Below are 22,285 nucleotides of genomic sequence, written 5' to 3' on the forward strand. Positions count from 1 at the left end.
GCAGCACGGGGATCCCGACGAGCAGGAGGCCGGTTGGCCTCCTGCTGTCACCAGTGGCATCGATCAGCGGCCGATGCTCCGCTTCAGTCGCCTGGCTCACGAGGCGCGGTCAACATTGGGTGCAACATTGCGGTACCAGCCGTCATTGATGGCGGGCTCCCAGTCGCCACTCGGGAAGGTGGGAATGGATGTCGGCACGATGTCGGCAAAGCGCTCGCGCAACTCGGGCGAAACATATTCCCAGGAAACGCCCGGAAAGCCACCCAGTTCGGTGAGGATGGCGCTCTGGATTTCTTCGGACAGGATGAAATCGGCCAGCTTGAGCGCAGCATCGCGATTGGTGCCGTTCTCGATGACGATGCTGCGCGTGAAGCCGCCGGCCAGCGCCAGATCCTGCAACTGTACCAGACCCGTATCAGCGGGCAGCACGCCCTGATCGATAGCCTGCAGCACCTGATCGGACCAGACCGGGGTCATGGTAACCACGCCCTGCGCCAATAGCTGGATCGACTGGGTATTGCCCGACGAATAGGCGCCGCCATCATAGAGCGAGGGCGCGATGTCCTGCAGCAAGGCCCAGGCTTTGCCCAGCGCGTCATTGCCGAATTCTTCGGTGTAGTTGTCGACGGTGAAGGCCGATGGATCGAGCCCGTTGGCCTGGTGAATGGCACGGCGAACGAAGTTGCCGCCCGAACCGCCCTTGTCGGGACGATTGTAGACGAACTGGCCCGGGTTGGCTTTGATCCAGCTCACCAGATCGTCCCACGATTTGGGTGCATCGGCAGGCGCCAGTTTTGTCGTGTCATAGGCGAGCAGCACCTGGCTGCCGCGATAGGGCAGGCTGTAGTCACTCTCAATGGCCAGCGGATTGACCTTGGAATAATTGGACAGGCCCGCTTCCTTGATATTGGTGTAGACGCCCGCATCAATGGCGCCCGATGGCAGCAGTGCGTTGGCCGATTCAAAGAAGTCCGCCTGCGGATCCGCATTGGCCAGCTTGGCGGCCATGGCGCGTTCGCCAATCGAGATGATGCCACTGCTGTCACCCCCGTCGACCAGATTGATCGATACGCCCGGATTGGCCGCCTCGAAGGCCGGCGCTACCGTATTGGTCCAGAAGTCGAGAATATTGGTGTCAGAGCTGGTGTACCAGTCAATCCGACCGGTTTCGGCGAAGGCCAGGCGTGGCATCAGAGCCATGCCGGCGGCAGTCCCTGCCGCCGAGATCATAAAAGTACGACGTTTCATCTTGCTCTCCCATCTAGATGACTCAAGACGAGCCTCTACGCTGTTACCGATCCTGGAGGTGGCACATCGGCCTATGGCCGAAGGGCGAATTCAGAACGGCATGTATCCGCCCACCTCATGGGGCTCCTCCCCGGTACAACGACCGGCGCAAGGCAACCCCAATCTTGTGTCGGATGTTGCCAGGCGCTTGACCGCACCCCATGACAGCATTGAAAACCAGTGCACACAAGTGCAATGTTCAATCCGACTGTCGGGATGTCTATCGATGCTGCATAACATTTTGATGACGCAAGCAGGCTGATCACGTGTGCAAGTCCTTTGCACAAAAGTGCAGAATACGCGGGACGGTCAGGAAGCGTTTGGCCTGACCGATTTTCGCCACACCGGAACCGGCTCGAACAGCCGCCGCTCGGACCCGGCAGTATCGGGGTCGAGCAGCAGGTCGACGACATGGGTCGCCATGGCCGTCAGCGGTTGGGCAAAGGTGGTCAGCTTGTAGGATTCCCAGCTGGCCTGTTCGATATCGTCAAAGCCGATAATGCAGAGATCATCGGGGATGCGGCGACCAAATTCGTGACGGGCGGCGTCCATGAAGCCAAGCGCCAACAGGTCAGTGACGCAGAACACGCCGTCAGGTGCCTGCGAGCGACCAAAGACGCGGCGCGCGCTTTCAAAGCCCGAGGCGTAGCTCGTCGGCCCGGTCGAGGTAACGGTGACCTGCAGACCCGCCGCTTCGGCTGCTGCAACAAAGGCCCGTTCGCGCTGCACCAGACTGGCGGTGCCCGCCGTCGAGGTAATGACGCCAAGGCGCTGGCATCCGGCGCGGCGCAGCAGATACAGCGCCTCGACGCTGGCCATGGCGTTGTCCACACCCAGATTGTGGCTCCCCACCAGTTGATCATCGCGGTTGATCAGCACGACCCGCTGGCCATTGGCCAGGCAGGTTTCAATCAGGGCGGCCGGTGGCGTTCCCGACAGCACCACGGTGGCATCGGCGCGATAATTCAGGGTCTGGCGCAGCGCCGAGGAAACACTCTCGGTGTCGGTTTCGGTGTTGATCACCATGGTTATCTTGCCGGCGGCCTGCAGTTTGCGCGTCAGCACATCGACCATGGTGGCGCGAATGGGCGTCGTCATGTCGGCAACGACCAGGCAGACAATGCTGCTGCGTTCGCGCAAGACCCGGGCCAGATGATTGACGTGATAGCCCAGCGCACTGGCAGCCGCGAGTACCTTGCGGCGGGTTGGCTCGGAGACGCTGGCGCCATCAGTAAAGGTGCGTGACACAGCCGAGCGCGACACACCGGCCTTTTCGGCCACCATCTGGGCACTGACGAAACTGCGGGGCCTCAAATCGCTCATTGTGCCGGTCCGAACTTTTACTGCACCGTACGCGCAAGATGGGGCGCAAACCAAGCCGTCACCTGCAACAGCATCATGCGCCAGACTGACCTTGTAAACGGATTGACCAGCCCGTGGCAATTTCAGCCACACGACCGCCAGGCCGATCAAACCAGCGCTTCAAAAATCAACTTGTTGCAAAGGGATCGATGGCGGAGAGAGAGGGATTTGAACCCCCGATGGAGTCACCCCCATGCCGCATTTCGAGTGCGGTGCATTCGACCACTCTGCCATCTCTCCGCAAGATCGATGCAACCCCGAGGGGCGCGTGCAGTCAACACGGGCGGGCTTATGGCATAGCAGCAGGCACGCCGCAATAGTTTCTGTGCGGTTTCATGGCCCGAACGCGCCAATGTGAGGAGCATTCGGCCCGCCGTCACGTTTTCGTGCGGTGACGAACCCTGCCGCCCCCGCTAGCGTTCCAGGGAGCGCAGACTTTTGCCGAATATGGGAGAACACCAATGGTTAGACGCCGTGAACTGGTCGCCGGCATGGCGACGCTATCACTGCTGTCGCTGAGTGGCGCAGCCCTGACCAGCGCCGCCGCGCAGGAGGCAGCCCTTGATGGCGATGCCATCGCCACCGCGCAAGGCGACATCATCGTGCACCCTGTCGACCATGCCAGCCTGCTGCTCGGCTTTGGCGATCAGGTGATCTATGTCGATCCCGTCGGCGGCGCCGCGCGCTATGCCGGTCTGCCCGCCCCCACCGCCATCCTGATCACCCACGGCCATGGCGACCATTTCGACGTGCCGACCCTGCAAGCCATTGCCGGGGCTGCGCCGATCATCACCAATGCCGAGGTGTTCGACAAACTGCCCGAGCCGCTCAAGGCCCAGGCAACTGCCATGGCCAATGGCGAGGATGGCACGGTCAACGGCATCGCCGTCAGCGCCATCCCGGCCCACAATATCACTGCCGACCGCATGAACTACCATCCGGTGGGCGTTGGCAATGGCTATCTGCTGACCCTGGGCGACAAGGTGGTCTATGTAGCCGGCGACACCGAACCGACCCCCGAAATGCTGGCGCTGAGCGGCATTGCCGTGGCCTTCCTGCCGATGAACCTGCCCTATACCATGACGCCCGAACAGGCGCTTGAGGCGATCAACAGCTTCAAGCCCGCCATCGTCTATCCCTACCACTATGGCGAAAGTGATCTGGGCGTACTGGAAACCGGCATCGGACCCGATACCGAACTGCGCCTGCGCAACTGGTATTCTGCGGCCGGCTAGGCCGCGCCACGCTTGACTCTTGGGGCATTTGCCCTGATAAGCGCCTCGGAATTGCGTGCAGGCTGGTCTTGCGCGCTGCCTTTGTTTGAAAACGCTGTTCGAGGTTGCCCGCTGGTTTGATCGCCGGCACGCATTCACGAAGACCGCAGGATCAGGGCTTGCCCTGCGGCGCCACAGGACGCGACACAATGGGACCGGGCGTTTGACGCTCCCGGTTAAACTATGACTTTTGCCGTGATCAAAACCGGTGGCAAGCAGTATAAGGTTGCCGCCAACGACGTTCTCAAGATTGAAAAGCTCGATGCCGAAGCCGGCACCATCGTCACCTTCGACCAGGTGCTGATGGTTGATGGCGAAGTCGGCGCCCCGCTGATCGAAGGCGCGCTCGTCGCTGCCGAGCTGCTTGAAACCCGCAAGCAGAAGACGGTCATCATCTTCAAGAAGAACCGTCGCCACAATTATCGTCGTCGCAATGGCCACCGCCAGTTGCTGTCGACCGTGCGCATCACCGAAATCCTGACCGGCGGCGCCAAGCCGACCATCAAGGCTGTTGGCGTCGTGGCCAAGACTGAATCGGTGACGGAAGCCAAGCCTGCCAAGAAGGCCGCAGCGCCCAAGGCGGACAAGGCTGAAGCCGCAACCGAAACCAAGGCACCGGCCGCCAAGAAGGCCGCCGCCAAGCCAGCCGCCGACTTCACCGACGACATCAAGCTCATCGGTGGCGTGGGTCCGGCGCTGGAAAAGAAGCTGCACGCCGCCGGCGTCACCAGCCTCGTCCAGATCGCTGCCTGGAAGAAGGCCGACATTGCCAAGTTCGACGAAGAGCTTGACCTGCGTGGCCGTGCCGAGCGTGACGAATGGGTTGCCCAGGCCAAGGATCTGGTCGCTGGCAAGCCGCCGCGCGCCAAGGTTGACCAGGACGCGGCAGCCGAAGACAAGACGAAGTAAGGAGCTAGAGCACCATGGCACACAAAAAAGCAGGCGGTTCATCCCGCAACGGTCGTGATACGGCTGGCCGTCGTCTCGGCGTCAAGAAGTTCGGTGGCGAAGTTGTCGTTGCCGGCAACATCATCATCCGTCAGCGCGGCACCAAGTGGCACCCCGGCACCGGCGTTGGTCTGGGCAAGGACCACACCATCTACGCCCTGGTCGACGGCAATGTGTCGTTCCGCACCCGCGCGAACTCGAAGGTGTTTGTTTCTGTCGACCCGGCACTGGCCGCCGAATAACCCGGCCGGTCTCTCGAACCCAGCCGGTGACCCGTTCCCCGGCTCGTGTTCGCGACCAAGCGAAATTGACAAGGGGAGCCGGTTCGCCGGTTCCCCTTTTTGCATTGCAGAATTTGAGCACGACAATGGACAGCATCAAACAACACCTGCCCGCCTCGATTGCGACGGAGCGTCTGGTGCTGACCACGCCGGTGTTGGACCATGTCCCCGAAATGGCCGTGCTGGCCAATAGCCGCGCCATTCACGAAGTGCTGGCGCGCCTGCCCCATCCCTATGCCGAGAGCGACGGACGCTTCTTTGTCGAGACCATTGCCCGCGGCGACAGTGAATTTGCCTGGTCGATCCTGCACGAGGGCCATTTCATCGGCGTCATCGGCCTGCACCTGCTGCCCAACCAGGCCCCCGAGCTCGGCTATTGGCTGGGAGAGTCTTCTTGGGGTCTGGGCTTTGGCACGGAGGCCGCCAAGGCGGTCGTCGCGGCGGCCCGGGTGGCCGGCTTTGCCGCCCTTCGCGCCTCGGCACTGACCAGCAATGCCGGATCGCGCAAGGTCCTGGCCAAGGCCGGATTCATCGAGACCCATGAAGGCCCTGCACAGCACGGCACCAATGCGGGCAAACCCACCACCTTTATGCAGCTGCAACTGATATCCGGGGTCGCGGACACCCTCCCGGTCGCTGTCCGGACCGCCCGCCTGACGCTGCGCGCGCCAACCCTGCGCGACCTGGACGATATTGTGCGCCTGGCCAATAACCCCAAAATGGTCGAGACCACTGCCACGCTGCCCTTTCCCTTCGCCGACAGCGACGGTCGCGATGTCATTGCCCAGGCCGGCGGCCCGGGACAGCGTGCCTGGGCAATTGCCGATGCCGATGACGCCTTCCTGGGCACCATGCTGTTCAAGCTGGTGGACGGCAAACATCCCGAGATCGGCTATTGGCTGGGCGAACCGCATTGGGGCAAGGGCTATGCCGCCGAAGCCCTCAGCGGACTGCTCGACGCAGTGTGCACCCTGCCCGGCTTCGCCACCATCAATGCCCGCGTATTGCAGAGCAACCCCGCTTCGATCCGCGTGCTGGAGAAGGCTGGCTTCATCGTCATCGAGCACACCACCAGCGTGGTCGACCGCCATCGCGGCAAGCCGCTGCTCGCCATGCAGTGGACCGCGCCATGAATGTCACCCTGCACACGCCACGCCTGTTGCTGCGCCAGCCTCAATTGGGCGATGCTGAAGCCATTGCGCGTTACCTCAATGACTTTGAGGTTGCCGGCAACCTTGCACGCGTGCCTTTTCCTTACCATATCTCCGATGCCAGAGCATGGCTGCGCACACGGCGCGCCGGGCTGCCAGCGCAGGAAACCACGTTCTCGATCGAACTGCCCGATCATGGCTTTATCGGTCATATCGGCTTTCATGCCGGACCCAAGGGGCCCATTCTGGGCTATTGGCTGGGGCGGCCCTTCTGGAACCGCGGCATCATGAGCGAAGCGGTGGTGGCCAGCCTCGACTGGTTTTTCGCCGCCACCAGCCATGAGACCGTGCTGTCGGGTGTCTTTGTCTTCAATTCGGCCTCCCTGGCCATCCAAACCAAGCTCGGGTTTACCCAAACCGGACGCTCCACCCTGCTCTGCCTTGCGCGTGACGCCGAGGTGGAGCATATCGACACCCAACTGACGCGTAGCGTCTGGAAGGCCAGACCGACATGAAATTTCTCGATCAAGCCAAAGTGTTTGTCCGATCCGGCGATGGCGGGGGCGGCGCTGTGTCGTTCCTCCGCGAAAAATTCGTCGAGTTCGGCGGGCCCAATGGTGGCAATGGCGGCCGCGGCGGTGACGTCGTGATCGAATGCGTCGACGGGCTCAATACCCTGATCGACTATCGCTACCAACAGCACTTCAAGGCCAGTACCGGCACCCATGGCATGGGCAAGAACCGCACCGGCGCCGATGGCACCGACTCGGTGCTGCGCGTGCCTGTCGGCACCCAGGTGTTTGAAGACGATAACGAAACCCTGATCGCCGACATGACCGAAGTGGGTCAACGCGTCGTGCTGCTCTCCGGCGGCAATGGCGGCTTCGGCAATGCCCATTTCAAGACCAGCGCCAATCAGGCCCCCCGCCACGCCAATCCGGGTCAGCTGGGCGTCGAAAAATGGGTCTGGCTGCGCCTCAAGCTGATCGCCGATGCCGGCTTGGTCGGCGAGCCCAATGCCGGCAAGTCGACCTTCCTGGCGGCAGTGTCAGCGGCCAAGCCCAAGATTGCGGCCTATCCTTTCACCACCCTGCACCCCAATCTGGGCGTGGTGTCGATCGGCGAGCGCGATTTCGTTTTGGCCGACATTCCCGGGCTGATCGAAGGCGCCAGCGAAGGGGTCGGCATTGGCGATCGTTTCCTTGGCCATATCGAGCGCTGCGGCGTGCTGATTCATCTGATCGATGGCACCCAGGATGACGTCAAACGGGCCTATCAATCGATCCGCTATGAGCTGGCCGCTTATGATCCGAGGCTAGCCGAAAAGCCCGAGATCGTGGTGCTCAACAAGATCGATTCCATTCCGCCCGACGAGCTCAAGGAGAAGGTCAAGATTCTCAAAAAGCTGAGCAAGCAGGACGTGCTGCAGGTTTCGGCCGTCACCGGCAAGGGCACCGAAATGGTGCTCTATGGCGTCATCGACATCCTTGATGCCGAAAAGGCCGCCAGGCTTGAAGCAGCGCGGCGCAAGATCGAGCCGAACTGGGCCCCTTGATGCGCGCCAATGCCCTTGCGCCCTATAAGCGCCTGACCATCAAGATCGGCTCGGCCCTGCTTGTCGACAAGCAGGGCCAGTTGCGCAAGCAATGGCTGGGCGAGCTAGCAGCCGATATCACCGCGCTCAAGCGCGCGGGCTGCGAAGTGGTGATCGTGTCCTCGGGTGCCATCGCCCTTGGCCGGGGGCTGCTGGACCTTTCCGCTGTTGCCCTGACCCTGGAGCAGAGCCAGGCGGCCGCCAGCGTTGGCCAGATCGCGCTGAGCCAGGCCTGGGCCGAGGCGCTGGGCAATCATGGCATTGTCACCGGTCAGATCCTGATTACCCCCAATATCACCGAAGAACGCCGCTATTATCTCAATGCCCGCACCACCATTGCCACCCTGCTGGGCCTGGGCGCGATCCCCATCATCAACGAGAATGACAGCGTCGCCACCGCCGAGATCCGCTATGGCGACAATGACCGCCTCTCGGCCCGCGTCGCCACCATGATCGAGGCCGATTGCCTGGTGCTGCTCTCCGATATTGATGGTCTCTATACCGCGCCACCCGCCACCAATTCCGATGCCAGACATCTGCCCGAAATCCACGCCATCACCCCGGCCATTGAAGCCATGGCCGGTGGCGCCGCCAGCCATCTGTCGCGCGGCGGCATGACCACCAAGGTCGAAGCCGGCAAGATCGCCACCCAGGCCGGCACCGCCATGATCATTGCCAAGGGCACCGACAGCCACCCGTTGCGGGCCCTGGCCGAGGGCGGTCGCCATACCCTGTTCCACCCCGCCCATAGCCGGGCGCAGGCGCGCAAGCGCTGGATCATGGGTACGCTGGCGGTGGCCGGCACGGTGCAGGTTGATGCTGGCGCCGCCCGCGCGCTGCAGACCGGCAAATCGCTGCTGCCGGTGGGCGTCACCAAGGTGAGCGGCGAATTCGGTCGGGGCGACGCCATCGGCGTCAACAATCCCGATGGCATCGAAATCGCCCGTGGCCTTGCCTCGCTGGATAGCGAAGAGGCCCGGCTGGTGATGGGCAAGCACAGCGATACCGTGCTTGAATTGCTGGGCACCGGCAATCGCGCCGCCTTGATCCATCGTGACAATCTGGTGCTGGTAGGCACCCAGGAGGATAGCCATGAGCCAAGCTGACAGCACGACCGAGCTGACCGCCATCATGGCCGAGATCGGCCGCAATGCCCGCATCGGCGCCAGGGCGCTGGCCATCGCCAGTCCCGAGCAGAAGCGCACCGCCCTGCTGACGGCCGCCGGCGCCATCAATGCGCACCGCAAGAAAATCCTCGCCGCCAATGCAAAGGACATGGCCACCGCCCAGGCCAAGGGCATTTCCGCCGCTTTTCTCGACCGGCTGGAGCTGACCGATGCGCGCATTGACGGCATCATCGACGCCGTCACCACCATTGCCGAGCTGCCCGACCCCGTCGGCACCATCATTGCCGAATGGGACCGCCCCAACGGGCTGCATATCGAGCGCGTCCGTACCCCGCTGGGGGTGATCGGCGTGATCTTTGAATCGCGCCCCAATGTGACCGCTGACGCTGGAGCGCTGTGCATCAAATCGGGCAATGCGGTGATTTTGCGCGGCGGCAGCGACAGTTTTTACTCCAGCCAGGCGCTTGCCGACTGCCTGCTCGATGGCCTGCATGCCGCAGGACTGCCACAGGAATGCCTGCAGCTGGTGCCCAGCACCGACCGCGCCGCCGTTGGCGAGATGCTCAAGGGGCTGGATGGCAATATCGACGTCATCGTGCCGCGCGGCGGCAAGACCCTGGTCGCCCGCGTGCAGGATGAGGCGCGCGTACCAGTCTTTGCCCATCTCGAAGGGCTGGTGCATGTCTATGTCGACGCCTCGGCCGACCTGGACAAGGCCGTCGCCATCACGCTGAACGCCAAGATGCGCCGCACTGGTATTTGCGGGGCCGCCGAAACCCTGCTCGTGCACAAGGATGTCGTGGGCAGCCACCTCAAGCCGATCATCGACGCGCTGATCGCCAAGGGCTGCGAAATCCGCGGCGACGCCACCGTCATGGCGGCCATTCCATCCGCCAGTCCCGCAACCGAGGCAGACTGGCGCACCGAATACGAAGCCGCCATCATCGCGGTCAAAGTCGTCGACAGCCTGGACGAGGCCATCGCCCATATTGAAAAATACTCCAGCCACCACACCGAGGCGATCATTGCCGAGGATACGGCGGCTGTCGAAAAATTCTTCAACCAGATCGATAGCGCCATCCTGCTGCACAATGCCTCGACCCAGTTCGCCGATGGTGGTGAGTTCGGCTTTGGCGGCGAGATCGGCATTGCCACCGGCAAGATGCATGCCCGCGGCCCGGTCGGCGTCGAGCAACTCACCAGCTTCAAATACCGCGTCCGCGGTACCGGTCAGACGAGACCGTGATGATCCTGGCAGAAACTGATCCAGGGCACCTTCTCCCGCAAGGGGAGAGGGCGAGACACCCATCGAGTCCCGATACCGCACCATGACCCTGCGCCATCCCATCCGCATCCCCGGCATAACCGAACTGCCCCCCTCCGGGTCCGGCATGCGCATTGGTCTGTTTGGCGGCAGCTTCAACCCCATCCATGAGGGCCATCGCCTGGTGGTTGAGGAAACCCTGCGCCGTCTTGATCTTGACGCGCTCTGGGTTCTGGTGACGCCGGGAAACCCGCTGAAGAACCACCAGGACCTGGCGCCGCTGGCCGATCGGGTCATTGCCGCCCGCCGCCTGCTCGACCACCCCAAGGTCCGCGTCACCGGCTTTGAGGCCGCCTATGGCTTCACCTATTCCTGGCAGACCATCCGCTATCTGACCCAGGTAATGCCGGACCGGCATTTTGTCTGGATCATGGGTGCCGACAATCTTGTCGACTTCAGCCGCTGGGAACGCTGGCGCGATATCGCCGCCATGGTGCCCATCGCCGTCTATGTACGGCCCGGCTCGAGCCGCCGCGCGCCCGTCTCCATGGCCGCCAGCGCCCTGGCGCGCTGGCGCATCGATGAGGACGACGCCACCCGCCTGGCCAGCCTGCCGGCACCGGCCTGGGTCTATCTGCACGGGCGCCAATCGCCCCTTTCATCATCGGTCATTCGGGCACGCCGGCATGGCGTTAAGCCAAAGTGAAGACGCAATCTTGCGAAGTCGTCATCAAAAGGGCATATTGACCTTGTGTGATAACCGTCACCGGAACAGGAACGACTGCTTGCCGTTTGCAAAGACGCCTGCACATTCCGATCAACCACCAAGGATGCTGATCCCCCGCATGACCCATGCACGCGCATGGGCGGAAGGCCATTGATGATGGCCGCGCTGCCCGAAAACACCGCCACTCCCGCCACCCCTACTCTGGCGACCCCGGAACGACCGATGATCGACGTGATCCTGAACAGCCTTGACGATGCCAAGGCCGAGAGCATTGTCGCTGTCGACATCACTGGCAAATCCTCGCTGGCCGACCACATGGTTGTCGCCTCGGGCCGCTCGCAGCGCCATGTGGGTGCTGTTGCCGACCAGTTGGTCAACGCCCTGCGCGACGCCGGCTACGGCAAGCCTCGCATTGAAGGCTTGCCCCATTGCGATTGGGTGCTGGTCGATGCGGGCGATGTCATCGTCCATGTCTTCCGCCCCGAAGTGCGCGAGTTCTACAACATCGAAAAGATGTGGCAGGCCGATTTCGCGGCTGACGCGCACTAGAGCGTTTCCATGCGCGTGAGCATTGCGGCGGTCGGCCGGATGAAGGCCGGGCCGGAGCGGGAACTGGTTGCCCGCTATCTCGAGCGGGCGGTTGGCGGCGGCAAGCCGCTGGCCCTGACCGGGTTCGATGTGATTGAACTCACCGAAGCACGCTCCTCATCCGCCGCCAGCCGCAAGGCCGAGGAAGCCAAGGCGCTGCACGCTGCTGTGCCCGATGGTATCGTGGTAGCGCTGGACGAACGCGGCAAACTGATGGCCTCCGAGCCGCTGGCCCGGCAAATCGGCCGCTGGCGCGACGATGGCCGCCCGGCGATCAGCTTTGTCATTGGCGGGGCCGATGGCCTTGATCCGCAATTCACCGCCAGGGCCGATCTGGTGCTGAGCTTCTCGCCGCTGACCTGGCCGCACCAATTGGTGCGCATCATGCTGGCCGAGCAGCTCTATCGCGTCACCACCATCCTGGCGGGGCACCCCTATCATCGCGGCGATTAATCCGTGTCAATCACGGCATGGTTAAGCCGCGTTAACCTGCGGTTTTGTGTGCACTTGCTATGCTGCGCCCATTGATTCGGGCGCGCACCGCCTTTGCTGGAGACGTCATGGCATTGCTGCCGGGCAAATCACGGGGATTGCTGCTCATCGGCACGCTACTGGCGGGGTTTTCGACCCTGCCGGCGCTGGCCCAGACCGATCCCACAACTCCTGCCCCGACAGCGCCCGCGGCAGGCATTGTGGCGCCAGCAAGTGACCCTGAGCCAACGCCGCCAACCGATCCTGCCGCGCCACCGCCGGTCGACCCCGCTGCCACACAATCGGACCTAGACTCGGTGGAAGCCTCGATTTCGCTGAGCCAGCAGCGCATTGACGAGCTCAAGGCCGAAATTGCCGCCATGGAAGGCGATCGCACCAAGCAGAATGCTGCCCTGATCGCTGCGGCCCAGCGCGTCAAACTCGCCGAAATCGAAGTTGCCGATGTCGAGACCCGGCTTTCCGACCTGATAATTGCCGAACTTGAAGTGCGCGGCCGGCTCGACGGCTCCAATGCCGAGATCGCCAATGTGCTGGCGGCGCTCGAACGCATTTCACTCAATCCGCCACCGGCACTGATCGTCGACCCCGATGACGCACTGGGCTCGGCCCGCAGCGCCATTCTGATCGCTGCCATCGTCCCCCAATTGCGCGCCAAGGCCGATTCGGTCACCACCGACCTGACCGAGCTGACCAATATCAAGGCCGCCGCCCTGGCCGAAGAGGCCACGCTGCGCGCCAACCATGCCGTGCTTGAGGAAGAACAATTGCGCATTGCCACCCTGATTGCCGCGCGCAAGCAGGGCATTGGCGTGCGCACCACCCAGCTCCAGGCCGAAGAGCAGGAAGCCATGGCGCTGGCCGCCCGCGCCGCCACGCTCAAGGATCTGGTCGATAGCCTCTCGGCGCAGGTCAGTTCGGTGACCACCGCCGCCGCAGCCGCCGATGCGGCGCTGGACCCCGATTTGCCGGTGATGTCGGCCGCCGAGATCGAACTGGCACTGGCCAATAGCGCCCGCACCGAGCCCGCCCTGCCGTTCCGGGTGGCCAAGGGCTATCTCACCGTGCCGGCCAATGGCGTCACCGTGCTCGATTATGGCGCCAGTGACGGCTTCGGCGGCATCAGCCACGGCATCTCGCTGGTCACCCGCGCCGAGGCGCAGGTGGTGGCCCCGGCCGATGGCTGGGTGCTCTACAAGGGACCTTACCTCAATTATGGCCAAATCATCATTCTCAATACCGGTCAAAGCTACACCGCGCTGCTGGCCGGGCTGGAAACCGTGACCGTCGATATCGGTCAATTCGTGCAAATGGGCATGCCCTTGGGCACGATGGGTTCACGCACAATTGGGAGCACAGTGACCACCAGCGCTGGCGCTGCCCAGCCGACGCTCTATATTGAACTTCGAGAAAACAACGAGCCCGTCGATCCCACCGGCTGGTGGGCGACCCCGACACAGAGTGGATAGAACCCTCATGCGCCTTTTGCCCCTTCGCGTCTCAGCCCTTGCCGCGGCGCTGCTGCTTTCGGTTGGCCCCTTGAGTGCCCAGCCCGCGCCAGCCCAGGTCGAGCCGATGCCCGACGCCGAACAGCTCGAGCCCGAAACCGTCGCCCCGACGCCGCGCGACCCGCTCGAGATCTATGCCGATCTCAACCTGTTTGGCGAAATCTTCGATCGCATCCGCGCTGAATATGTCGATCCACCCGATGAGCAGGAGCTGGTTCGCGCCGCCATTCAGGGCATGCTGACCTCGCTTGATCCGCATTCGGGCTATCTGCCGCCCGCCGACGCCGACGATCTGCGCCAGGACACCTCCGGCGAATTTGGTGGTCTGGGCATCGAAGTGACCATGGAAGAGGGCATCATCAAGGTGGTGTCGCCCATTGATGACACGCCTGCCGCCAAGGCCGGCATCATGGCCAATGACCTGATTGTCGAGCTTGACGGCGCCCAGGTTCAGGGCCTGACCCTGGATGAGGCCGTCGGCAAGATGCGCGGCCCTATCGGCACCGACATCCACGTTACCGTGGTGCGCGAGGGCGTCGACAAGCCGCTCGAGTTCGATCTGACCCGCGCCATCATTGCCATGCGCGCCGTGCGTTATTCCATGGAAGGTGACGTTGCCGTCGTGCGGCTGTCGCGTTTCTCCGAGCAGGCATTCGTGGGCATCGAGAAAGCCATCAAGGATATCTTTGCCGAACGTGACGGCGTGGCGCCCACCGGCATCATTCTCGATCTGCGCAACAATCCCGGTGGCCTGGTCGATCAATCGGTCTATGTCGCCGACGCCTTTCTCAAGCAGGGCGCCATCGTGATGACCCGGGGCCGTCTGCCCGAGGAAAGCGCCCGCTATGACGCCCAGCCCGACGTGCTGGACGCCCAGATCGCCGATGTGCCCCTGGTGGTGCTGATCAATGGCGGTTCGGCTTCCGCCTCCGAGATCGTTGCCGGCGCCCTGCAGGACCACAAGCGCGCCACGCTGGTGGGCACCCGCTCATTCGGCAAGGGCTCCGTGCAGTCCATCATCTCGCTGGGCCCCGATGGCGCGATGCGCCTGACCACGGCGCGCTACTACACCCCCAATAACCGCTCGATTCAGGCGCTCGGCATCACCCCCGATATCGAGATTCTGCAGGTGGTCCCCGAAGAGTTCCAGGGCCGCGACGAGATCATTGGGGAAGCCGGTCTGGCGGGTCACATCACCATTGAAGGCCAGGCCGAAACCACCGTGGGTTCGTCGGTTTATGTGCCCGCCGACAATGCAGAGGACACCCAGCTGCAATATGCCATTCGCCTGATTGAGGGCCTTGAAACCAATGATGCCTACCCGCCCAAGGCGGAATAGACCTTCCTTGTGTTATGAAATTGCTGGGGCGGGGCGGCTGATTCGCTGCCTCGCCCCTGCTCTTTGGGACCGTGCTCGATGACCGATGATCTGACCACCCCCCTGACCGGCCGCAAGCGGCGCGCCAATTCGCGCCGGCGCCTGCCCGTGGCGCGCACCCTGTTCGGGCTATTGGTGCTGCTCGCCATCGGCTTTGTGGCCCGCGTGCTGCTGGTGGACGACCCCGATGGCGGGCGCCCCCGCCAGGAAGTGGCCATCACCTCAACCCTGCAGGCCAATTCGGTGGCCAATGCGGTCTCGGACGGACCGGTGACCATCGAGGCTGATCCCCAGCAATATCCCGCCGGCAGTGCCTTGACGGCCGTCACCACCGGCTCTGGCGGCCCCAGTTCAGTGCTGGGGCTGCCCAGCATGTTTGGCGCCCTGCCCGATCTGAGTGAAGAGACCACCGACGGTCCCATCCCGCGCATTTCCGCCACCGGGCTGACCCCCTTTGTCGCCTATGCCCACCCTGCCGAAGCCGCGCTGGCCAGTGGCCAGCCCATGATCGCCATTGTCGTGACCGGGCTGGGGATCAATGAGCAGGGCTCGCTCAATGCCATCGACAAACTGCCCAGCGCGATGACGCTGGCCTTTGCCCCCTATGGCAAGGCGTTGTCCACCACGGTGGCCGCAGCACGATCGGCCGGACATGAAGTCCTGCTCGAAGTGCCGCTCGAGCCATTTGACTATCCCCAGAACGACCCCGGTCCGCAAACACTGCTGACCGGCGAGCCGACCCGCGCCAATCTCGACAAGCTGTTCTGGCTGATGTCGCGGTTTGGCGGCTATGTCGGGCTGATCAACAATATGGGCGCACGCTTCACCGCCTCGGCCGCCGATTTTTCGCCGATGATGGAAGAACTGGGCGCGCGTGGCCTGGGTTATCTCGATGACGGCTCGTCCAATCGCTCGCTGGCCCCGCAACTGGCCAAGGGCAACAAAGTGCCGTTTTCCCGCGCCGATCTGATGATCGATGACAATCCCGCCCGGGCAGCCATTCTGGCAGCGCTGGCCAGCCTTGAAGCCAAGGCAGTGGAGAATGGCCAGGCAATTGGTATTGTCAGTGCGCTGCCCATCTCGATCACCTCCATCGCCGAATGGGCGCGCGACCTTGAAGCCAAGGGTATCTTGCTGGTCCCGGCCAGCGCTTTGATGAAATAGGGCCACCCATGACCGCATCCCGCCCCGACCGCCAATCCCTGCCATATCGCGACTGCGTCGGGGTCACGGTGTTCAACCAGCAAGGCCGTGTGTTGATCGGGCGGCGCATCGGCGATCACGACGTGGAAGACCAGTCCGAAATAGAGGCACCCTGGCAGATGCCCCAGGGCGGCATCGACCAGGGTGAAGACCCGCTGCGGGCGGCGCTGCGCGAACTGCATGAGGAAACCAATATCACCTCGGTCAGCCTGCTCGCCGAGGCGCCGGAGTGGATCTATTATGAGCTGCCCGACGCCGCCCTCGGCATTGCGCTCAAGGGCAGGTTTCGCGGCCAGCGGCAGCGCTGGTTCGCCTTCGCCTTTACCGGGCAGGACAGCGAGATCGACGTCCACACCCCCGGCGCGGGCAAGTTCTCGGCAGAATTCGACGCCTGGCGCTGGGAGAAGCTCAGCCGCACCCCGGCGCTGATCGTGCCGTTCAAGAAGGATGCCTATGACCAGGTTGTTGCCGCTTTTGCCGACATCCCGCAACGCTTCAGCCAGACCTAGACCATGAAGACGATCGGCCTGATTGGCGGCATGAGCTGGGAGTCCACGGCGCATTACTACCGGGTGCTCAATCAGGAAACCGCACGCCTACGCGGTGGCCTGCATTCGGCGCCACTGATGCTGCATTCGGTGGATTTCGCGCCGATTGCCGCCCTGCAGGCGGCTGGTGACTGGGATGGGGCCGGCCAGCAGCTCGCCGCCATCGCGCGCAGTCTGGAGGCGGCCGGGGCCGAGGTGATGGGCCTGGCCACCAACACCATGCATATCGTTGCCGATCAGATCATCGAGGCGCTCAACATACCCTTCGTTCATATCGCCGATCCGACCAGCGAGGCACTGCTGGCCGATGGCTTCGACACCGTGGGCCTCTTGGGTACCCGCTTCACCATGGAGATGAGCTTCTACCGTGATCGCCTGACCAGCAGGGGTCTCGCCTCGCTGATCCCGGAAATCGACCGCACCAATCTCAATGGCATCATCTATGAGGAACTGTGCCGCGGCATTGTGCGGGAAGAGTCGCGCCGCATCTATGTGCGGGCCATCGAACAGCTGGCCGCCCGTGGCGCCCAGGCGGTCATCCTGGGATGTACCGAAATCACCATGCTGATCGATGATGATGTCAGCCCGATCCCGGTCTATGACACCACCGATCTGCACGCCAAGGCCCTGGTCGCGGCGGCTCTGGCCTAGGCCGCGCCGCGAGCAGATTTGTTATTGTGGCCGTTGACTGCACTGTCCCTAGAACTCGTTCCAGTCCTCGGCGACGGCAGCATTGCCTTGGCTGACATAGGCCCTGGCCGCCTGCTTGACCCGATCCTGCAGCCCCTTGATGCCGTTGCGCGGTGCTGATGCCGCGACCGGTGGCTCACGCCGTCCCATGTCGGCGTGATCCTCCAGCACGAAGATATCGACGATCCGGTCCAGTTCGCCAGCCTGGCCCTCAGTTTGCTCGATGGCCGCATTGGTCTGTTCCACCAGCGCCGCATTGTGCTGGGTCATTTCGTCCATCAACCGCACCGCAACATTGACCTCTTCGATTGCCGAAGCCTGTTCCTTGCTGTCGCGGGCAATGGTTTCCATCACCACACTGTTCTCGCGAATACCGGCGAGGATCGCTTCGAGCTTGCCGGCCGCTTCCGCAACCAGCCTGGATCCACCCGAGACTTCGGTGGCACTCTGCTCAACCAGCACCTTGACGTCAGCCGAGGCGCTGGCGGCGGACTGCGCCAGCCGCCGCACTTCCACTGCCACCACGGCAAAGCCCTTGCCGGCATCACCGGCCCGCGCCGCTTCCACCGAGGCGTTCAGCGCCAGCAAATTGGTTTGGAAGGCAATATCGTCGATCAGCCCGATAATGTTGGAGATTTTCGCCGAGGACGAGGTGATCTTTTCCATGGCATCGGTCGCCTGACCCATCACCGCGCCGCCCTCTTCGGCGGTGCGCGACACCCCCTGAGACTTGACGCTGGCATCTTCCGCTTTCCGGGAATTTTCCAGCACCGTCACGGCCAATTGCTCCATCGTGGTCGATGTCTCTTCAATGGTGGCGGCCTGCCTGGTCGTGCGCTCGCTCAGATCGTTCGCGCCAGCAAGGATTTCCCCGGTTGCGGAGCGCACCCCGCGCGAAGTCTTGCGTAGCTGCCCAACAATATCGGTCAGCTTGTCGGCCACCGCATTGGTGTCATCCTTGAGCTTGGCAAAGGCACCCTGATAGCTCCCATTGACACGCTGGGTCAGATTGGTTTCGGCCAGCGCCGCCAGTACCTGGCCGGTTTCCAGTAGCCCGCCATCCACTGTGGCCACCAGTTTGTTGACGCTGCTCGCCAAGGTATTAAGCTCGGTGTCAGGGAATTCAGCCTCCACCCGCTTGCTGAAATCGCCGGCAATGGCGGCATCCACGACATCGCCAAACGCGCGCTGCAGTTGCTGCATCATTGTTTCACGTTCAGCCTGGCTGCGGAGCACCTGGGCAGCCTCTGCCTCGGTGAGTTGCGCCACCTTCTGCCCATTCTCGCGGAACACTTCCACCGCCCGCGCCATGGCGCCCAACTCGTCTCCGCGATTGGTCGCGGGTACCGCGTCGACCGAGGAGGGGTCCTCGGCAATCTGCGTTGCCGTGTTCACCAGCCGCAGCAACGGACCGGTGATCGACAGGCGGATGAAGAAATAGAGCACCACAGTCAGCACCAGGATGACAGCAATACCCGCCAGCGCCGACGTGATCAGGGTTTTGCTTTGCTCAGCCAGGCTTTCGCTCATGTCCCAGGCAAAGGCCGCGATGCCCACTGTGGCGCCCTCCGGCCCGAAATGGGCAGGGACAGCGACATAGCCAATGGCGCCGACCGACACCATTTCAATGGCGCCGCTGGCCAAGGTCTTGCCGACGACATCGGCCAGCGCCGCATTGACTGTGGAGTCTTCCGATGTCGCAGCAATCACCGCGCCGTCCAGATTGTAACTGGCGCCGGCCGAGAACTGCTCACCCAGCGAGGTGTCGAGCCCCTGATAGACCGTCATCAGCGCATCGGCCTTGCCGAACCGGATCCCACCGGCCAGCTGCTCGGTGCTGGCGGCAGACAATGTCATATTGGCGCGTTCAAGTTCGGCGCGCAGCAGGGCGCCATTCTGGCTGGCACCAACATAGCTGATGGCCGCTGACCCAACGATCAGGGCAAGCAGCACGAGGCCAACGATTTTCTGGGTAAGAGATAGTTTTATCATCATTGACCTCGACGCTTCAGGTTCTCGATGGAAATTTCAGTCAGAGCATCGAAACGTCGACACCAACGGTGATGGCACCGATCAGTGCACCCGTCGCGGGGTCACTGATCGGGATCGACACCTGGCTCTGGAAGGCCTGGGTGCTTTCGTCCTGTTCGATCTCCCCGATATGGACAGCATTGGCGCCTGCACCGAAGCTGGCACTGAATTTGTCTTCGTCGCCCTGCCAGTAATCCGAGGTCAGCGTGCTCTGGGCGACATTGAGGCCCTTGGCATCCATGGCGAATATCTCGGTATATTTACCCATCGCCTCTTCCTGCACGCCCGATAGATACATCGACGCAGCATTGCCCAGTGTCGCATCGATCAATGGCTTGCTGGCCGCATCCACCTCAGCACGCCACTGGGCATCGAGTGCGTCAATCTTGGCCTGATCATAACTGCCCGAGATCGCATTCTGCGCCTTGATGGCGTCGATCAGCACGGGATCACTGGCCAAGGCGGCAATGTCGCTGGTAGCGAGCGCGGTCAAGGGCGCCGTGAATTCGTCCTGCGCCTGCGCTGTGGCACTGGTTGCCAGCAGGGCGACAAAACTCAGGCCTGCCAGACTCAGATACCGCAAGGAATGGGTCGTCATAAAAGTGTCCTCCTCTGCCGCCGACAATGGCGGCTTGGAGGCAAGCATCAGGTATGACAGTAAACATTCAATAAAGCCTCTCACCGAGGAACTTAAATCCGTCAGCGCGATGGCTGTGCTGCTGGACACGGTCGCGGAGCAAGCAGGTCAACCACGGCCAGAAGCTGGCCGGCAGTCCTTGATTGGTGATCAGCGCCCCCGCTAGGGCGCTGGACTTGCCGCGTTGGCGCGGGCCCCTTCAGGGCAAGGACCAACGAAAACGCCCGCGGATTTTCATCCACGGGCGCAAAACTCGGTTGGTGGTGCGGGCGTCCTAGTGGACGTGACCACCATTGATCTGGCCTGCTTCGATCGCCAGGTTCAACAGCGCACTGACCACTTCCTGGGCATAGGACTTGTCTTCAGGCGTGGCTGCCGTTGCCAGTTCGGCCTCGGCCGCCTTGATCTGTTCAGCCAGATCGGCGTGATCGAACTCGACGAAGGGCGCGGACTGCTCGGCCAGGATCGTCAGACCCTCGGGTGACACATCGGCAAACCCGCCCTTGACGAAGAATATCTCGTCGCGGCCATTCAGCCCGTTCACGGTGATGAAGCCCGAACGCAGCGTGGACATGAACGGCGCATGGTCATGCATCACGGTAAAATAGCCTTCGCTGCCCGGCACAGTGACCGATGTCACCACTTCCGACAGCACCAGGCGCTCTGGCGACACGATCTCGATCTTGAGGCCTTCAGCCATGATTTTGGTCCCTTAACGGAAGGTTGGGCTCGCCGCGTGCGGCAAGCCCGAACAATGCACTAGGCTGCCTGGGCCGCCAGCTTCTGGGCCTTCTTGACGGCATCTTCGATGGTGCCGACCATGTAGAAGGCAGCTTCGGGCAGGTGATCATACTCACCAGCCACCAGGCCCTTGAAGCCCTTGATGGTGTCTTCAAGTGACACGAACACGCCTGGCGTGCCGGTGAACACCTCGGCCACGTCGAAGGGCTGGCTCATGAAGCGCTCAACCTTGCGGGCGCGGGCCACGACCAGCTTGTCTTCTTCCGACAGCTCGTCCATGCCCAGAATGGCGATGATGTCCTGCAGCGCCTTGTACTTCTGCAGCACTTCCTGCACGCGGCGGGCCACCTGATAATGCTCATCACCGACCACCAAAGGATCGAGAATGCGCGAGTTGGAGGCCAGCGGATCCACGGCGGGATAGATGCCCTTTTCCGAGATCGCGCGGTTCAGCACGGTCACGGCGTCAAAGTGGGCAAACGAGGTCGCCGGGGCCGGGTCGGTCAAATCGTCGGCGGGCACGTACACGGCCTGCACCGAGGTGATCGAGCCCTTATTGGTGGTCGTGATGCGTTCCTGCATCGCGCCCATGTCCGTGGCCAGCGTCGGCTGATAGCCCACAGCCGACGGAATACGGCCCAGCAGAGCCGACATTTCAGCGCCAGCCTGGGTAAAGCGGAAAATATTGTCCACGAAGAACAGCACATCCTGGCCCTTGTCGCGGAAGTCTTCCGCAATGGTCAGACCGGTCAGGGCCACGCGGGCGCGGGCGCCTGGGGGCTCGTTCATCTGGCCGAACACCAGCGCGCACTTGGAACCGGCGGCCGAACCATTGTTCTCGGCCGGGTTCACGTTCACGCCCGATTCGATCATTTCGTAGTAAAGGTCGTTGCCTTCACGGGTGCGTTCACCCACGCCGGCAAACACCGAATAGCCACCATGCGCCTTGGCGACGTTGTTGATCAGTTCCTGGATCAGCACGGTCTTGCCCACGCCGGCGCCGCCCATCAGGCCGATCTTGCCGCCGCGTGCATAAGGGGCGATCAGGTCAACCACCTTGATGCCGGTAACCAGCACGGTGCTTTCCGGGTTCTGCTCGGCAAAGGCTGGCGCTTCCTGGTGGATTTCGCGCTTGACGGACGAGCCGATCGGGCCGGCCTCGTCGATTGGCTCGCCGATCACGTTCATGATGCGGCCCAGGGTTTCTTCCCCGACGGGAACCGTGATGGCACTGCCCAGATCGGTCACTTCGGCGCCGCGCACGAGACCTTCCGTGGTGTCCATGGCAATGGTGCGCACGGCATTTTCGCCCAGATGCTGCGCCACTTCCAGGACCAGACGCTGGCCATTATTGGTCGTCTCGAGGGCGTTCAGGATCGCGGGCAAATGGCCGTCGAACACGACGTCCACGACGGCACCGATGACCTGCGATACGCGACCGGCCTTTTTCTCTGCCA

The 22,285-nt window shown here is 62.9% G+C and carries 21 protein-coding genes, 1 tRNA gene and 1 pseudogene; 16 read left to right on the top strand and 7 right to left on the bottom strand.

All coding sequences use genetic code 11. The features are described 5' to 3' along the window. Window positions 1-96 precede the first annotated feature (96 nt). The 3 genes from ABFY71_RS02655 to ABFY71_RS02665 all read right to left on the bottom strand — a co-directional run bounded on the left by ABFY71_RS02655 (window position 97) and on the right by ABFY71_RS02665 (window position 2,889). A complete protein-coding gene (locus ABFY71_RS02655; protein WP_347944557.1) occupies window positions 97-1,248 on the bottom strand; it encodes an extracellular solute-binding protein in 1,152 nt (383 codons plus the stop codon). Window positions 1,249-1,596: 348 nt separating this feature from the next. Continuing rightward, a complete protein-coding gene (locus tag ABFY71_RS02660) occupies window positions 1,597-2,610 on the bottom strand; it encodes a LacI family DNA-binding transcriptional regulator (RefSeq protein WP_305578493.1) in 1,014 nt (337 codons plus the stop codon). A 189-nt stretch (window positions 2,611-2,799) separates the two neighbouring features. Next, window positions 2,800-2,889, bottom strand: a tRNA-Ser gene (locus ABFY71_RS02665). 221 nt (window positions 2,890-3,110) lie between these two features. Between ABFY71_RS02665 and ABFY71_RS02670 the strand changes: the two genes are divergently transcribed. The 16 genes from ABFY71_RS02670 to ABFY71_RS02745 all read left to right on the top strand — a co-directional run bounded on the left by ABFY71_RS02670 (window position 3,111) and on the right by ABFY71_RS02745 (window position 17,380). Next, the gene (locus ABFY71_RS02670) at window positions 3,111-3,884 is read left to right on the top strand and encodes an MBL fold metallo-hydrolase (protein WP_347944559.1); all 774 of its coding nucleotides are present in this window, start codon (window positions 3,111-3,113) and stop codon (window positions 3,882-3,884) included. A 222-nt stretch (window positions 3,885-4,106) separates the two neighbouring features. Beyond that, on the top strand, window positions 4,107-4,832 hold the full coding sequence (locus ABFY71_RS02675) for a 50S ribosomal protein L21 (protein WP_431021497.1): 726 nt from the start codon (window positions 4,107-4,109) through the stop codon (window positions 4,830-4,832). A 14-nt stretch (window positions 4,833-4,846) separates the two neighbouring features. After that, a complete protein-coding gene (gene rpmA, locus ABFY71_RS02680; RefSeq protein WP_305578483.1) occupies window positions 4,847-5,113 on the top strand; it encodes a 50S ribosomal protein L27 in 267 nt (88 codons plus the stop codon). Window positions 5,114-5,238: 125 nt separating this feature from the next. Beyond that, entirely contained in the window at window positions 5,239-6,285 is a 1,047-nt protein-coding gene (locus ABFY71_RS02685) for a GNAT family N-acetyltransferase (protein WP_347944561.1), read from the top strand. Further along, a complete protein-coding gene (locus ABFY71_RS02690; RefSeq protein ID WP_305578479.1) occupies window positions 6,282-6,818 on the top strand; it encodes a GNAT family N-acetyltransferase in 537 nt (178 codons plus the stop codon). The genes ABFY71_RS02685 and ABFY71_RS02690 overlap by 4 nt, the downstream gene beginning before the upstream one ends. Beyond that, a complete protein-coding gene (obgE, locus tag ABFY71_RS02695) occupies window positions 6,815-7,858 on the top strand; it encodes a GTPase ObgE (protein WP_347944562.1) in 1,044 nt (347 codons plus the stop codon). The genes ABFY71_RS02690 and obgE overlap by 4 nt, the downstream gene beginning before the upstream one ends. Next, a complete protein-coding gene (proB, locus tag ABFY71_RS02700) occupies window positions 7,855-9,003 on the top strand; it encodes a glutamate 5-kinase (protein ID WP_431021498.1) in 1,149 nt (382 codons plus the stop codon). Before obgE ends, proB begins: the two co-directional genes overlap by 4 nt. Then, complete coding sequence (locus ABFY71_RS02705) at window positions 8,990-10,270, top strand: glutamate-5-semialdehyde dehydrogenase (RefSeq protein ID WP_347944564.1); 1,281 nt, start codon at window positions 8,990-8,992, stop codon at window positions 10,268-10,270. The genes proB and ABFY71_RS02705 overlap by 14 nt, the downstream gene beginning before the upstream one ends. Window positions 10,271-10,352: 82 nt before the next feature. Then, a complete protein-coding gene (locus ABFY71_RS02710) occupies window positions 10,353-10,994 on the top strand; it encodes a nicotinate-nucleotide adenylyltransferase (protein WP_347944565.1) in 642 nt (213 codons plus the stop codon). Between the two features lie 243 nt (window positions 10,995-11,237). Further along, entirely contained in the window at window positions 11,238-11,564 is a 327-nt protein-coding gene (rsfS, locus tag ABFY71_RS02715; protein ID WP_347944950.1) for a ribosome silencing factor, read from the top strand. A gap of 9 nt (window positions 11,565-11,573) precedes the next feature. Next, entirely contained in the window at window positions 11,574-12,056 is a 483-nt protein-coding gene (gene rlmH / locus ABFY71_RS02720; protein ID WP_305578469.1) for a 23S rRNA (pseudouridine(1915)-N(3))-methyltransferase RlmH, read from the top strand. A 107-nt stretch (window positions 12,057-12,163) separates the two neighbouring features. Continuing rightward, entirely contained in the window at window positions 12,164-13,561 is a 1,398-nt protein-coding gene (locus ABFY71_RS02725; RefSeq protein WP_347944567.1) for a murein hydrolase activator EnvC family protein, read from the top strand. Window positions 13,562-13,568: 7 nt separating this feature from the next. Next, window positions 13,569-14,939, top strand: coding sequence for a S41 family peptidase (locus tag ABFY71_RS02730; RefSeq protein ID WP_347944569.1), 1,371 nt, complete (start codon window positions 13,569-13,571; stop codon window positions 14,937-14,939). Window positions 14,940-15,017: 78 nt separating this feature from the next. Further along, window positions 15,018-16,142 carry a divergent polysaccharide deacetylase family protein gene (locus tag ABFY71_RS02735; RefSeq protein WP_347944570.1) on the top strand — a complete coding sequence of 375 codons (1,125 nt, stop codon included), beginning with the start codon at window positions 15,018-15,020 and terminating at the stop codon, window positions 16,140-16,142. Between the two features lie 8 nt (window positions 16,143-16,150). After that, on the top strand, window positions 16,151-16,690 hold the full coding sequence (locus ABFY71_RS02740) for an RNA pyrophosphohydrolase (protein ID WP_347944571.1): 540 nt from the start codon (window positions 16,151-16,153) through the stop codon (window positions 16,688-16,690). Between the two features lie 3 nt (window positions 16,691-16,693). Continuing rightward, a complete protein-coding gene (locus ABFY71_RS02745) occupies window positions 16,694-17,380 on the top strand; it encodes an aspartate/glutamate racemase family protein (RefSeq protein ID WP_347944572.1) in 687 nt (228 codons plus the stop codon). A gap of 48 nt (window positions 17,381-17,428) precedes the next feature. On the opposite strand, the gene ABFY71_RS02750 is transcribed toward ABFY71_RS02745, so the two are convergent. The 4 genes and pseudogenes from ABFY71_RS02750 to atpD all read right to left on the bottom strand — a co-directional run. Beyond that, window positions 17,429-19,411 (bottom strand): methyl-accepting chemotaxis protein, encoded by a 1,983-nt coding sequence (locus ABFY71_RS02750; protein WP_347944573.1) that lies wholly within the window; start codon window positions 19,409-19,411, stop codon window positions 17,429-17,431. Between the two features lie 40 nt (window positions 19,412-19,451). Next, window positions 19,452-20,048, bottom strand: a complete 597-nt coding sequence (locus ABFY71_RS02755; protein WP_347944574.1) for a hypothetical protein — start codon at window positions 20,046-20,048, stop codon at window positions 19,452-19,454. A gap of 313 nt (window positions 20,049-20,361) precedes the next feature. Then, window positions 20,362-20,787: a F0F1 ATP synthase subunit epsilon gene (locus ABFY71_RS02760; RefSeq protein ID WP_305578455.1), complete on the bottom strand. Its 426-nt coding sequence runs from the start codon at window positions 20,785-20,787 to the stop codon at window positions 20,362-20,364. 59 nt (window positions 20,788-20,846) lie between these two features. Further along, a pseudogene (gene atpD, locus ABFY71_RS02765) lies at window positions 20,847-22,274 on the bottom strand (F0F1 ATP synthase subunit beta); the annotation flags it as partial. Window positions 22,275-22,285: the final 11 nt, after the last annotated feature.

Origin of the sequence: Devosia alba, from assembly GCF_039938915.1 — a bacterium.
GTDB lineage: Bacteria > Pseudomonadota > Alphaproteobacteria > Rhizobiales > Devosiaceae > Devosia > Devosia alba.